Here is a 12,351-nt window from a genome sequence, read left to right as displayed (position 1 = left end):
TTACGCGCTACGCGCTAATCCGCCCTACGTGGTTCATTAAAGCCCCGCTTCCGCGCGCTTCAGTGACTGATGCACCTCGGCCGTGATTTCATACGAGCGCAGCCGATGCTCGTGCTCGAAGATCTGCGAGGTGATCATCAATTCATCGGCGCCGGTGCGGTTGATGAACTCCTGTAACTGGCGGCCGACCGTTTCCGGCGCGCCGATCGCGCTGCACGACAGGACGGAATCGAGCATCGCGCGTTCCGGCAGTCCCAGCGATTCCAGATAGCCCGGTCGCGGAGGCTGCAGCCGTGATGGCTTCCCGGTACGCAGGTTGACGAAGGCTTGCTGCATCGAGGTGGCGCGCAGGCGTGCCTCCTCGTCCGTGTCGGCGGCAAAGACGTTAAAGCCCAGCATGACATAAGGTTTGGCCAGTTGCGCCGAGGGCTGGAAGTTGGCGCGGTACAAGGTCAACGCCTGCATCATCATCTGCGGCGCAAAGTGCGAGGCGAAGGCGAACGGCAACCCCATGTGCGCGGCCAGCTGCGCGCCGAAGGTGCTGGAGCCCAGTATCCACAGCGGCACCTTGGCGCCTTTGCCGGGTACGGCCAGCACGCGCTGGCGCGGCGTGTCGGACATGTAATCTTGTAACTCCAGCACGTCCTGAGGGAAGGCGTCGGCGTCCGTTTCCAGGGTGCGGCGCAGTGCGCGGGCCGTGGTCTGGTCGGAGCCGGGCGCGCGGCCCAGTCCGAGGTCGATGCGGCCTGGATACAGCGCCTCCAGGGTGCCGAACTGCTCGGCGATCACCAGCGGCGCGTGGTTGGGCAACATGATGCCGCCGGCGCCGACGCGGATGGTCGATGTGCCACCGGCCACATGCGCGATGACCACGGCGGTCGCGGCGCTGGCGATGCCCGGCATGCCGTGGTGTTCGGCCAGCCAGTAGCGCTGATAACCCCAGCGCTCGCCGTGTTGGGCGAGGTCGAGTGTGTTGCGGAACGATGCGGAAGCGTTGCTGCCTTCGGCGATCGGGGCGAGGTCGAGTATGGAAAATGGGATCATGAATAACATATCGGGCCAACCGCACAGCTTTCAATGAAGCCCTTGGAGCGGATGTGGTTTTACTGAACCAATGTTAAACCGACAAACTGTTTATATTTGCACAGCTCTTTTATTATTTCCCTGCTATTTAAGTGTGTTTAATTTGCCGACAGTCGCGCCAAATTTCACAAAAAGTTTTTCTCCAGCGCCTTCCTGATTTACTATTGGAAACAGTAAAGCGCCACGCCGAGCTGCTCCCACTCCTCTTAAATAATGTTATTTCGATGGCATCTCCTGCTATCGTCGGGAATTCGCATGCCTAAGAAACTTGTCATCTTGTTTGCATTGTTACTCAGTTTTGTCAGCGAAGCTGTGTTCGCTGCGGGCGTGAGCGAGACAAGTTCGCAGCGTCGTGGCCAGCTGTACCGGATTAGTCATGAAGGTAAAGTAAGTTATTTGTTTGGCACTATCCATGTCGGCAAGGATGGTTTTTACCCGCTCGATGCACAAACGTCGCGGGCGCTGCTTGATTCGAATACTTTAGTGATCGAACTGGATATTCGCCAGGATTTGCCATTCCAGAAGGCGTTGGCCCGCCATGGCCGCTATCCGGACGGCGATGTGGTGCAGAACCATTTGAGCCCGGCCACTTTGAACAAAATGGTCGCGGCGCTGGCCAAGGCGGGTTTGTCGCTGCAATCGGTGCAGCACTACAAGCCATGGCTGATCGCCAATCTGCTGGTCGGGACGGAGTTGGACCTGCACGGATATCAACGCAGCCAGGCGGTGGAATACGCGCTGCTGGCGGCCGCCCAGAAGCAGGAGAAGACCGTGCAGGAACTGGAAAGCGCGGAATATCAGCTGGGTTTGTTCGACACGCTGGACGCGCGCCAGCAAGAGCAATATTTGGTGGAAAGCCTGGCCGACCTGGCCAGCGGTTCGTCGTTGAAGAAGTCGCAGGCGTTGATCGACGCGTGGAGTTCGGCCGACGCGCCAGGCATCAAGGCGGCGTGGCACTCGGCCACCACCGGCGATTCCATTTCGGCCGGCTTCATGCAGCGGGTGCTGCTGGGTAAGCGGAATCCCGAGATGGCCGCCAATATCGAACGCATCATGCAGCAGGACAAAGTAGCCTTTGTCGGCGTTGGCCTGCTGCATCTGGTGGGTGACGATGGCCTGCCGCAGTTGCTCAAGCGGCGCGGCTATCAGGTCGAACAGTTGTATTAATAGGGCGTCAGGGTGCCGTTGTTGTAGCGGACCCGGTCACCTATTTTGTAGCCAGGCATGGAATCGACCACCACCAACTGGCTGCTGCCGTCGTCCATCCGCACGGTGACGCGATACACGCGGTCGGTCGGCGAACCGGCCATGGTGCCGCCCGCCGCCGCGGCGCCCACTGCGCCCGCGCCCACATCCTGACGCTGCATCTGGTCGATGGCCTGCACCGTTCCGTAAGAGGTTTGCGCGGAACTGGTGTCGCCCGCGCTGGCGGTGCTACCCATCGTGCCCGTGCTACCCATCGTGCCAGTGCTGCCACTGCTACCCGTGCCGCCCAGGGTGCCGGTGCTCCCGGTGCTTCCCGTGCTGCCGCCAGTGCTTCCCAAATTCCCCGTGCCACCACTGCTACCGCTGCTGCCCATGCTGCCGGTACTTCCCATGCTGCCCGTGCCCGTGCCAGCGGTGCTGCTGCCGGTTTCGCCGGTCCCCGTGCTACTTGGACTGCCGGTTCCGGCGGTGCTTGACGTTGCCGTGGTGCCCGGCGCGGTATAGCCGGTGTTGGCACTGGACGAGCTGTCGGACATCCGGTCCGAAGCGCATCCGGCCAACGCCGCCATGCATACAACTGCAACCCATTTATTTTGCTTAGTGATGTACATTTTTTGCCTCCCCGTTGGTTAATCAAAGTGGGCCAGCCACTTGGGTGAGAGAGGCGCAATGCTTTTTTGTTCCGGACTATCCCGCCACAATTGATGTACATCAATTGAAACATGCTACCTACAGACAATAATTGTTCGGTATCACTTTAAAGGACATCGATATGTTGACACGCGTGACAGATACTATTATCGAAGAGTTAATCACTCTAGCCTGTGGGGAAAAGCAGGATCCCCGCTGCAGGCATTTGCTCACTCATGCATTGCACGGATTGGTACGCGTGGCCCAAGCCGAGCAATTGCAGCAAATGCGTTTGGATGTGGAGTCGGCCACCGGCGGCGGGAGAAGCTTTCCCGCTGACGTCAGTCCCGATATTAAGTTTGCGGCTGGATACGGAAACGCGTCCACAAGGCCCACATGACCAGCGAAGTCAGAATGGCGGCGTTGCAGTCGACCAGCCAATCGGAAACGGCGCCGTGGCGGTAGGGCAGGAAGCTTTGCACCAGCTCGTCCACGGCACCCATGGCCGCGATCGTGAGAACGGCCTTGCCGGCGCGTTGTGCCGGGCTGCCCGTGCCGCCGGTAAAGATCAGGAAGGCCAGGCCGGCGTACGCCAGTGAATGCAGTATGACGCCGGACGCGACCTCGCCGATATCCTGGCGGGCGCCCGGAATCGAGCCAAAAATCAGAATCAGCAGATAAAGGCAGATGGCAGTTCGGTAGCGCAGTTTGGCGTGGGATGAAGTCAGAAGTAATTGCTTGATCATAAGCCAGACAATACCACGCACTGCGCGAAATGGGGAGTGGTGCACCGGGTTCCCGGTGCACCTTTCTTCAGTCATGCCTATCGGTTGCATGTACTTAAGATGTAATGAGTATAGGGCGGCAATATGACGCGGCCATGACAAAAAACAATACCAGCGAAAAAAGGGCAAAAAAAAGCCCGCTGGTTAAAGCGGGCTTAAAACTATTTTCTTGGAGGAGAATAGTGGAGACAGGTGTAATTATGGGACTCCATCAGATATGTGTCTAATTGTTGTTTCAGATACCAGACATCAGGCAGGCGCATAACTCAATATTTGAGACGGTTTATTTGACGGGGACGGTGTAATTCAAGGCCAGCCGGCCGCCGTCGACATACAGGGTTTGCCCGGTCATATAGCTGGCGTCGTCGCTGGCGAGGAAGGCGGCGATCGACGCCACTTCCTCCGGCTCGCCGCAACGACCCATAGGCGTGCGCGACAAAATGGTGTTGCGCGCTTCCGGGCTGGACATCACCGCTTTCTTTGCCAGTTCCGTCAGGATGGTGCCGGGACCGATGCCGTTGACGCGGATGCCGTGCGGGATCAGGTTCAGCGACATCACCTTGGTCAACTGGTTGATCGCGCCCTTGGATACGACATAGGGCACCTGGTTAGGGATCGCCAGCTCGGCGTTGACGCTGGACATATTGATGATGCAGCCGCTTTGCTGCTTGACCATCTCGCGCGCGACCGCTTGGCCGCACAGGAACATCGATTTCAGGTTGATGCGCATGACGCGGTCGAAATCGTCCTCGGTGACGTCGAGGAAATCGGCGGCGTGGGTGACGCCGGCGTTGTTGATCAGGATGTCGATACGGCCGAACGCCGCCATGGTGGCGGCGACCAGCGCGTCCACATCGGCCTTCTGGCTGACGTCGGCGGCGAAGAAGCGGGCCTGTTCGCCCAACGCGGCGGCGGCTTGCTCGCCCTCCGGTTTGATATCGACCAGCATGACTTTCGCGCCTTCGGTGATCAGGCGTTGGGCGCACGCCAAGCCTATGCCTTGGGTGGCGCCGGTCACGATAGCGACTTTTTGGGATAATTTCATAGGAGTGCTTTCTGAGCGTTCTGGGATGGAGGGCAAATTTTAACAGCCCGCTGGCGGCGCGTTACAATAGAGGGTTTGCAACAGATTAAAAGGTGCGTCGTGAATTTCATCAACAAATTGTCTGCCGCGTGGACGGCCAACGACTCCCTGCTGTGCGTGGGCCTGGACCCGGACATGGCCAAGCTGCCGGCCCAGTTCCAGAACGACCCGCAAGGTATTTATCATTTCTGCCGCGAGATCATCGATGCGACGGCCGACCTGGCCTGCTCGTTCAAGCCGCAGATCGCCTATTTTGCCGCCCTGAGCGCGGAAGACCAGCTGGAAAAAATCTGCGCCTATGCGCGTGAGAACTATCCGCATATTCCGGTGATCCTGGACGCCAAGCGCGGCGACATCGGCGCCACCGCGCGCCAGTACGCGCGCGAGGCCTACGACCGCTATGGCGCCGACGCGGTCACCGTCAGCCCGTATATGGGTTCGGATTCGGTGGAACCGTATATGGAGTGGGCGGATCGCGGCATCATCGTGCTGTGCCGTACCTCGAATGCGGGCGGTTCGGATCTGCAGTTCCTGAACGTCGACGGCAAGCCGCTGTATCAGCACGTCGCGCGTCTGGTGGCGGAGAAGTGGAACGCCAATGGTCAATGCGCCCTGGTGGTCGGCGCTACCTTCCCCGAGGAACTGGCGCAGGTGAGGGCGATTGTTGGCGATATGCCATTGCTGGTGCCGGGCATCGGCGCGCAAGGCGGGGATATCGCGGCCACCGTTAAATCGGGCAAGACGGCGGCTGGCGCTGGCATGATGATTAACTCGTCGCGAGAGATTTTGTATGCGGCGCCGCAGGCGGGCGAGGATTTCGCGTCCGCAGCGCGCCGTGTGGCGCTGGAAACGCGTGACGCGATCAATTTGCATCGCGATTAATTTGGCCGCAGAGCGTGCAGCTCACGGAGATACGTAGGGCGGATTAGCGCAGCGTAATCCGCCATTGCATGCGCCGCCGATGACGCATGCAATGGCGGATTACGGCGTTCCGCCTAATCCGCCCTACGGTTTTTCTGTTTCCGCCGGCTTCGCCAGGCGCGAGGCGATGAAATCCTCAAACCCCTTCTGCACCAGTTCGTAGGTCTTGTCGATATTGCTGGCGACCTCGCCACCCAACACTTTCAATCCCTCCAGCACGTCGCGCGCCTCGCCGAAGCCTTGGTCGACGCCCTTTTTCAAGGTATCGACGAACTTGTTAAGCAGCGTCTCTTCATCCACACCTGGGTTCTGCTGCTTGAACGCGTCGTAAAATGCGGTCGACAGCGATACAATGCGGCTCGCGGTGCCTTCCGGCGTATTGTCCTGCGACACGGCGTTCTGGATGGCGTTGTCGCCGAAGTCGTCCTTGAGCGCCTCGTTAATGCCGGTCAGCGCCGTTTTCAGCACGACCGACATCGGTTCGTTGGAAGATTTCAATGATACCGTCAAAGAAGCTTGTACGATGGAAGCGTTGAGTTGCGCCTTGGCCTTGGCGCCGACCGACATCGTGCTCTCGTCCTTGGCCTGGACGTCCTTCGCCTGGAGTGGTGCGGCCTTGGCGGCCGTGCTGCCTGATGTAACTGAGACGGGAGTAGCCATGATGTTGCTCCGGTTGGAATACCATTGAATTATCGGCAGTTTTTAGAATAACTGTAGCACCCCTGAATGCGCTTCTATGACCACACAGACTTTTCTTTGGCACGACTACGAAACCTTTGGCGCGCAGACGCGTCGCGATCGCCCGGCGCAATTCGCCGCGATCCGCACCGACGCCGACCTCAACGAGATCGGCGACCCGATCATGTTGTATTGCAAGCCGGCCAATGACTTCTTGCCTGATCCGCAATCTTGCCTGATCACCGGCATCACGCCGCAGCAGTGCCTGGAATGGGGCGTGCCGGAGCATAAGTTCGCCGCCACCATCGAGCAGGCGTTTGCCAAGCCGGGCACCGTCGGCGTCGGCTACAACACGATTCGCTTCGACGATGAGATCACCCGCTTCATGTTCTGGCGTAACCTGATCGATCCGTACGCGCGCGAATGGCAGAACCAGTGCGGCCGCTGGGACCTGCTGGACGTGGTGCGGATGACGTATGCGCTGCGTCCGGAAGGCATCGAATGGCCGAAGAAGGCCGACGGCAAGCCCAGCTTCCGGCTGGAAGACCTGGCCAAGGCCAACGGGCTGCTGCACGAGGCCGCGCACGACGCGCTGTCCGACGTGCGCGCCACCATCGCGCTGGCGCGGCTGATCAAGCAGAAGCAGCCGAAACTGTTCGACTTCTGCTTCGCGCTGCACAAGAAGGACCGCGTAGCCGACGAGATCGGCATGCACCTGGCGCCGCAGCTGCGCGCGCCGTTCCTGCACGTGTCGGGCATGTTCCCGGCCGAGCGCGGCTGCATCGCGCTGGTGTGGCCGCTGGCGACGCATCCGACCAACAAGAACGAAGTCATTGTCTGGGATTGCACCTACGATCCGACCGAGTTGTTCACCCTGGATGCGGACACGATTCGCACGCGCATCTTCACGCGCACCGACGCGCTGCCGGAAGGCATGACGCGGCTGCCGGTCAAGAGCATTCATCTGAACAAATCGCCGATGCTGGTGTCGAACCTGAAGACGCTGTCGCCGGCCATGGCGGCCCAGTGGGGTATCGATCTGGAGCAGGGCAAGGCGTTTGCCGCGCTGGCCGCCGCCGGGCGCAATATGGATATCGAGTGGGAGCAGGTGTTTTATCGTCCGCCGGGCGCCGAGCTCGATGTCGATGAGGATTTGTATAACGGCTTTATCGGCAAGGAGGATCGCCGTTTGCTGGAGTCCTTGCGCAAGGAGGCGCCGGCGAAACTGGCGGTGGCGTCGCCGTCGTTCGATGATCCGCGCCTGGTGGAATTGCTGTTCCGATATCGCGCGCGTAACTTCCCGGAGACCTTGTCCGAGCCGGAGATGGAGCATTGGGAGCAGCATCGGGCGGCGCGGTTTTACGATGGGGCCGGCGGTGCGCGCAGCATCGATCAGTTCTTTGGCGAGATCGATCATCTGCAGCAGGATGCGGATGAGCGGGCCGAGCAGATTTTGGCGGAGTTGTATGAGTACGTGGAGCTGATCGCTCCGGCGCAGTAAGGACTACGCCAGTTCTTCCTGCACCACCTGATTGCGGCCTAGTTCCTTGGCGCGGTAGAGCGCGGCGTCGGCGGCGGCGATCAGGTCTTGTTCGTTCTGTTGAGGCTGCAATATCGCGACGCCGAACGAGGCGGTGATGTGCGGCAGCGGCGCGCGCATGTCGCTGAACACCACCGCTTGCTGCATCCGCTCGCACAAGCGCTCGGCCACCGCCAGCGCCACCTTGCGCTGCGTGTCCGGCAGCAGCACCATCATTTCCTCGCCGCCGTAACGCACGGCGAAATCGGTCGGGCGCAACGCGCCGCTCAGCACCTGCGCGGCCGAGCGCAAGGCCTGGTCGCCGGCCAGGTGGCCGTGGCTGTCATTGAAACGTTTAAAGTGATCCAGATCGATCATGATCAGCGCCAGCGGCGAATTCGAGCCGTGCGCGGTGGTGATCATTGTCGGCAGCAGGTCGTTGAGCCAGGCGCGGTTGTACAGGCCCGTAAGGCCGTCGATCATCGACAACTGACGATAGAACTCGCCCAGTTTCTGGCGCCGGCGCAACTGCGCGTTGGCGGCGCGTATGCGGAACGACAACAGGCGCAGCAGATTGCGCGCCAGCACGTTCGATTCGTCGATCAATTGCCAGACGATCTCCGCCTCGATCACCAGCACGTCGCTTTCCTCCAGCGCGGTGATGCTCGACAGATTGGCTTCCTCGTCGAGCACCGATTGCTCGCCGACGCTTTCGCCGGGCAGGATCTTGCTGACGGTGCCGTCGGCCATGCCGGTGCGGGTGTCGGTGGCCACCGACAGCGCGCCGCGCAGCACGATATACAGCCGCGCCTTGCTCGAGTCTGTGACCGCTTCGTCCGCGTCCAGCCGCATGATGGGGCAGTGCGCCAGCAGTTTGGCGATGGCGGCGTCATCATTCGCATTGCGCAGCAGCTGCAAGTCGCCGATCTGGTGGGTGGAGGTGCCGAAGGTGCTGATCTGTTTCAAGATAATCTTTCAATAGCGCAGCGATTTATGCTGGCAGGCATTCTTATGATACTCAAACATCATACCCAAACGAGGGGGCCGGGTCACGTAGTTGTTGCGTGTTGTGGTGTGGAGTGCTTCAATATTGCCATTGCTATCAAGACGGAAAACCTCATGACCTATATCGATGCGCTTGGCACTGAGCACCCGGCGGACCCGAACGCGCGCATCGTCTCGCTGGTGCCGTCGATTACAGAGTTGTTGTGCGATCTCGGGCTGGCCGGGCAACTGGTGGGACGTACCGGTTTTTGCATCCATCCCGCCGACGTCGTGCAGACCATTCCCAAGGTGGGCGGCACCAAGGATGTCAACGTTGAAAAGATTCGCAAGCTGGCGCCGACGCATCTTGTGGTCAATATCGACGAGAACGAAAAGCCGACCGTCGAGGAACTGGCCGAGTTCATTCCCAATATCGTCGTCACGCATCCGGTGCGGCCGCGCGACAACCTGGCGCTGGCGCGCTTGATGGGCGGGGTGTTCGGCAGGGAGGAGGTTGCGGAGCGCTGGTGCGCGGCGTTCGAGGCGGAGTATGCGTTGTTGCAGGCGGCGCCGAAAGGGCCGGCGCAGACGATGTTGTACTGTATCTGGCAGGACCCTTGGATGACGATTTCGCGCGATACGTATATCGCGCGCATGCTGGAAGAGATCGGCTGGAGCGTGCCGGACCTGGGCGAGGTGCGGTATCCGCAATTCGCATGGTCTCCGGAGTTGGTGGCCGGCATCGACGGTGTGCTGCTGTCGAGCGAACCGTATCGATTCACTGAAGCTCATGCGTTTGCGCTGGAAAAGCAGCTGGGCAAGCCGGTGCTGCTGGTCGATGGAGAGATGATGTCGTGGTATGGCAGCCGGTCGGTGCAGGGGCTGCGGTATTTGCGCGCGCTCGCTAGCGGCTCGTGAGATAGTCTTAAACACGTAGGGCGGATTAGCGTAGCGTAATCGGCCATGTATGCGCCGCATGCGGCATATGCATGGCCGATTACGGCGTTCCGCCTAATCCGCCCTACGTGTTTCCGTGGTTATTGCTCGTCTTCGTCCGTATCGGCCGTGGCGACCACAGGATCGGCCGCGTGGCGCTTGTCCTTGTCGTGCAGGCGGCCCAGGGCGCTGTCGAGCGCGCGTTTGAGCTTGTCGGCGGCGCCGCCGATCGATTGGTGCAAGGTGGCTGCGTGATCGCTCACGGCGATCGGCTTGTATCCGGTAACCCGTGCTTCCATCAGGACGCGGTTGTCGCCATCCACTGATTTTTGACCCACGTTGTCGCTCAGGTGCACTTCCACACTGGTGATCTGCTCACCAAAGCGATGAAGCGCGTTGTTCACGACTGATTGCACATGCTCGTCCAGACCCGCGTTGCGATCGATGGTTTTGTCGGAATTAATATTGATCTGCATATGCTTGCTCCTGTGTTGTTGAACTGCGAATCAATATTACTCCTTTTTGCCTTAGGTTCTCGTTAAGTAGCTAACCGTTGATGAGAGACGCTGCAATATTGATGGAAAGACCGAGAATCGCCAGGTTGTAGAAGAAGCACAGCACCGACTGGCCCAGCACCACCTTGCGCATGCGCCGGCAGCGCACGGTCACGTCCGAGGTCTGCACCGCCACCGAGATCGTGAACGAGAAGTATAGGAAATCCCAATAGTTCGGTTTCAGGTGGCGGTCCGGGAAGCCCAGCGCCGGCTCGCCGCCGGGATGGGTGTAATACAGGTGCGCATAGTGCGAGCAGAACATCACGCCCACCATGAACCAGGAGCCCGTCAAGGTCAGCACCACGAAGCCGTAGTGCATCGCCAGGTCGGCATGCGGCGCGTCCTTGAGCGTGGTCAGCTGCGAGACGATGGCGGCCAGGCTGATCATCACGGCAATCGACAAGGTCGCCAGGATCACCGGTCCCTTCTCATCCTGGCGGCAGGCGGCGCGTTTGATGTCGTGCTGGTCGGCGCGCAGCATCATCCATCCCATCGTCGTGAGGTAGACCCAGACGACCACGTCCCACGCCGTCAGCACGCGGCTGAGCCAGCGCCAATGGCCTGGCAGCAAGGGCAGCACCACGGCCCCGATCACGATGGCTAGGGTCAGGTGGGGGCGGCTGTGCGCTATCTTGGGCAGGAATTTCGACAGGAGCGTCATTTTTTATCCTCGTGCGGGAAGCGGTCCATGCGCGACAGGACCGGGAATAGCCAGGCCCATAGTCCCGTCACGGCCAGGGTGGCGGCGCCGCCGAACAGGATGGCGCGCGTCAGGCCCATCCAGCCGGCGGTGACGCCCGATTCGAACTCGCCCAATTCGTTCGATGCGCCGATGAACACCGAGTTGACGGCGCTGACCCTGCCGCGTATCGCGTCCGGCGTTTCGTATTGCACCAGCAGGTGGCGCACATAGACGCTGATCATGTCGCCGGCGCCCATCAGGAACAGCGCCACCAGCGCGACGATGAAGGTGGAGGTGGCGCCGAGCACCAGCGTTCCCATGCCGAACACGGCCACGCCGCCGAACATCCACTGGCCAACCCGGCGCGTGATCGGGAAGAAGGCCAGCGCGATCGAGCACAGCGCGGCGCCGGCGCCGGGCGCGGTGCGCAGCATGCCCAGGCCGGTCGGGCCGACGTGCAGGACGTCGTGCGCCAGCGCCGGCAGCAGCGCGGTGGCGCCACCGAACAGCACGGCGAACAGGTCGAGCGAGATCGCGCCCAGCACCACCGGCCGCGAGCGCACGAAACGCAGGCCCTCAAGTACCGTGTGCCATGTCGCCGGTTCGCGGTTGCTCGGCTGTTTGACCGATTTGACCATGCACATCATGACCACGGCGGCGACCAGCAGCGCCGAGGAAATGATATATACGGTTTTGGGGCCGGCCAGGTAGAACAGGCCGCCCAGGGTCGGCCCGAGGATCACGGCCACGTGGAAGCTCGACGAGCTCAGCGCGACGGCCTTGCTGAAGCTTTCCGGCGGCACCAGGTTGACCAGGATGGCCTGCGTGGCCGGCCCCATGAAGGCGCGCGCGCTGCCGAACAGCACCAGCACGGCGAACACGGGCCACACGGTACTCAGGCCGGCCATGGTGAAGGCGAGCAGGGTGAGCCCGCACAGCAGTTGCGCGGCGAGCGCGATGGCGATCAGGTTGCGGCGGTCGTAGCGGTCGGCGGCGTGGCCGGCGATCAGGATCAGCAGCAGGAAGGGCGCGAACTGCGCCAGGCCGATCAGGCCAAGGTCGAACAGATTGTGCGTCATCGAATACACCTGCCAGCCGATGGCGACGTTTTGCATCTGGACTGCGAGGGTGGCGAGGGTGCGCGCGCTGAGGTATAGGGTGAAGTTGCGGTGACGCAGAACGCTGAAACCGTTGCCAGCGTTTGAAGAGGCGGAACTGTCGGACATTGGGGCTTTCTGGGATGCGGGTCCTGGGACTCCGCATCCCAGTCCGCTCCCGGTTGGATGCTG

The 12,351-nt window shown here is 61.0% G+C and carries 13 protein-coding genes; 4 read left to right on the top strand and 9 right to left on the bottom strand.

Annotated elements, in window-relative coordinates; genetic code table 11:
• Positions 1-36 precede the first annotated feature (36 nt).
• Positions 37-1,044 (bottom strand): LLM class flavin-dependent oxidoreductase, encoded by a 1,008-nt coding sequence (locus NHH88_26635; GenBank protein ID USX13203.1) that lies wholly within the window; start codon positions 1,042-1,044, stop codon positions 37-39.
• A gap of 435 nt (positions 1,045-1,479) precedes the next feature.
• Here NHH88_26635 and NHH88_26630 point away from each other — a divergent pair, with 435 nt between their 5' ends.
• Positions 1,480-2,250, top strand: coding sequence for a TraB/GumN family protein (locus tag NHH88_26630; GenBank protein ID USX13202.1), 771 nt, complete (start codon positions 1,480-1,482; stop codon positions 2,248-2,250).
• Here the strand turns inward: NHH88_26630 and NHH88_26625 are convergent.
• From NHH88_26625 to NHH88_26615, 3 genes are all read right to left on the bottom strand, one after another.
• Positions 2,247-2,627, bottom strand: a complete 381-nt coding sequence (locus tag NHH88_26625) for a hypothetical protein (GenBank protein ID USX13201.1) — start codon at positions 2,625-2,627, stop codon at positions 2,247-2,249. The two genes, NHH88_26630 and NHH88_26625, sit on opposite strands and share 4 nt — an antisense overlap.
• Positions 2,628-3,272: 645 nt before the next feature.
• Positions 3,273-3,665 (bottom strand): VanZ family protein, encoded by a 393-nt coding sequence (locus NHH88_26620; GenBank protein USX13200.1) that lies wholly within the window; start codon positions 3,663-3,665, stop codon positions 3,273-3,275.
• A 322-nt stretch (positions 3,666-3,987) separates the two neighbouring features.
• The gene (locus tag NHH88_26615) at positions 3,988-4,749 is read right to left on the bottom strand and encodes an SDR family oxidoreductase (protein USX13199.1); all 762 of its coding nucleotides are present in this window, start codon (positions 4,747-4,749) and stop codon (positions 3,988-3,990) included.
• A 99-nt stretch (positions 4,750-4,848) separates the two neighbouring features.
• On the opposite strand from NHH88_26615, the gene pyrF reads away from it, so the two are divergent.
• Positions 4,849-5,670 (top strand): orotidine-5'-phosphate decarboxylase, encoded by an 822-nt coding sequence (gene pyrF / locus NHH88_26610; GenBank protein USX13198.1) that lies wholly within the window; start codon positions 4,849-4,851, stop codon positions 5,668-5,670.
• 123 nt (positions 5,671-5,793) lie between these two features.
• On the opposite strand, the gene NHH88_26605 is transcribed toward pyrF, so the two are convergent.
• The gene (locus NHH88_26605; protein USX13197.1) at positions 5,794-6,369 is read right to left on the bottom strand and encodes a DUF5610 domain-containing protein; all 576 of its coding nucleotides are present in this window, start codon (positions 6,367-6,369) and stop codon (positions 5,794-5,796) included.
• A gap of 76 nt (positions 6,370-6,445) precedes the next feature.
• Here NHH88_26605 and sbcB point away from each other — a divergent pair, with 76 nt between their 5' ends.
• Complete coding sequence (sbcB, locus tag NHH88_26600) at positions 6,446-7,888, top strand: exodeoxyribonuclease I (protein USX13196.1); 1,443 nt, start codon at positions 6,446-6,448, stop codon at positions 7,886-7,888.
• A 3-nt stretch (positions 7,889-7,891) separates the two neighbouring features.
• Here sbcB and NHH88_26595 read toward each other — a convergent pair whose 3' ends face one another.
• Positions 7,892-8,872: a GGDEF domain-containing protein gene (locus NHH88_26595; GenBank protein USX13195.1), complete on the bottom strand. Its 981-nt coding sequence runs from the start codon at positions 8,870-8,872 to the stop codon at positions 7,892-7,894.
• A gap of 153 nt (positions 8,873-9,025) precedes the next feature.
• Between NHH88_26595 and NHH88_26590 the strand changes: the two genes are divergently transcribed.
• Positions 9,026-9,808: a helical backbone metal receptor gene (locus tag NHH88_26590; GenBank protein ID USX13194.1), complete on the top strand. Its 783-nt coding sequence runs from the start codon at positions 9,026-9,028 to the stop codon at positions 9,806-9,808.
• A gap of 119 nt (positions 9,809-9,927) precedes the next feature.
• On the opposite strand, the gene NHH88_26585 is transcribed toward NHH88_26590, so the two are convergent.
• From NHH88_26585 to NHH88_26575, 3 genes are all read right to left on the bottom strand, one after another.
• Complete coding sequence (locus NHH88_26585; GenBank protein ID USX13193.1) at positions 9,928-10,302, bottom strand: HPF/RaiA family ribosome-associated protein; 375 nt, start codon at positions 10,300-10,302, stop codon at positions 9,928-9,930.
• Between the two features lie 70 nt (positions 10,303-10,372).
• The gene (locus tag NHH88_26580; GenBank protein ID USX13192.1) at positions 10,373-11,041 is read right to left on the bottom strand and encodes a DUF1345 domain-containing protein; all 669 of its coding nucleotides are present in this window, start codon (positions 11,039-11,041) and stop codon (positions 10,373-10,375) included.
• The gene (locus tag NHH88_26575) at positions 11,038-12,288 is read right to left on the bottom strand and encodes an MFS transporter (GenBank protein ID USX13191.1); all 1,251 of its coding nucleotides are present in this window, start codon (positions 12,286-12,288) and stop codon (positions 11,038-11,040) included. Before NHH88_26575 ends, NHH88_26580 begins: the two co-directional genes overlap by 4 nt.
• Between the last annotated feature and the right edge of the window lie 63 nt (positions 12,289-12,351).

This window comes from Oxalobacteraceae bacterium OTU3CAMAD1, assembly GCA_024123915.1.
Classification (GTDB): domain Bacteria; phylum Pseudomonadota; class Gammaproteobacteria; order Burkholderiales; family Burkholderiaceae_D; genus Rugamonas.
Note: the sequence above shows the minus strand (reverse complement) of the source record. Positions and strands in the feature narration are given on the sequence as shown.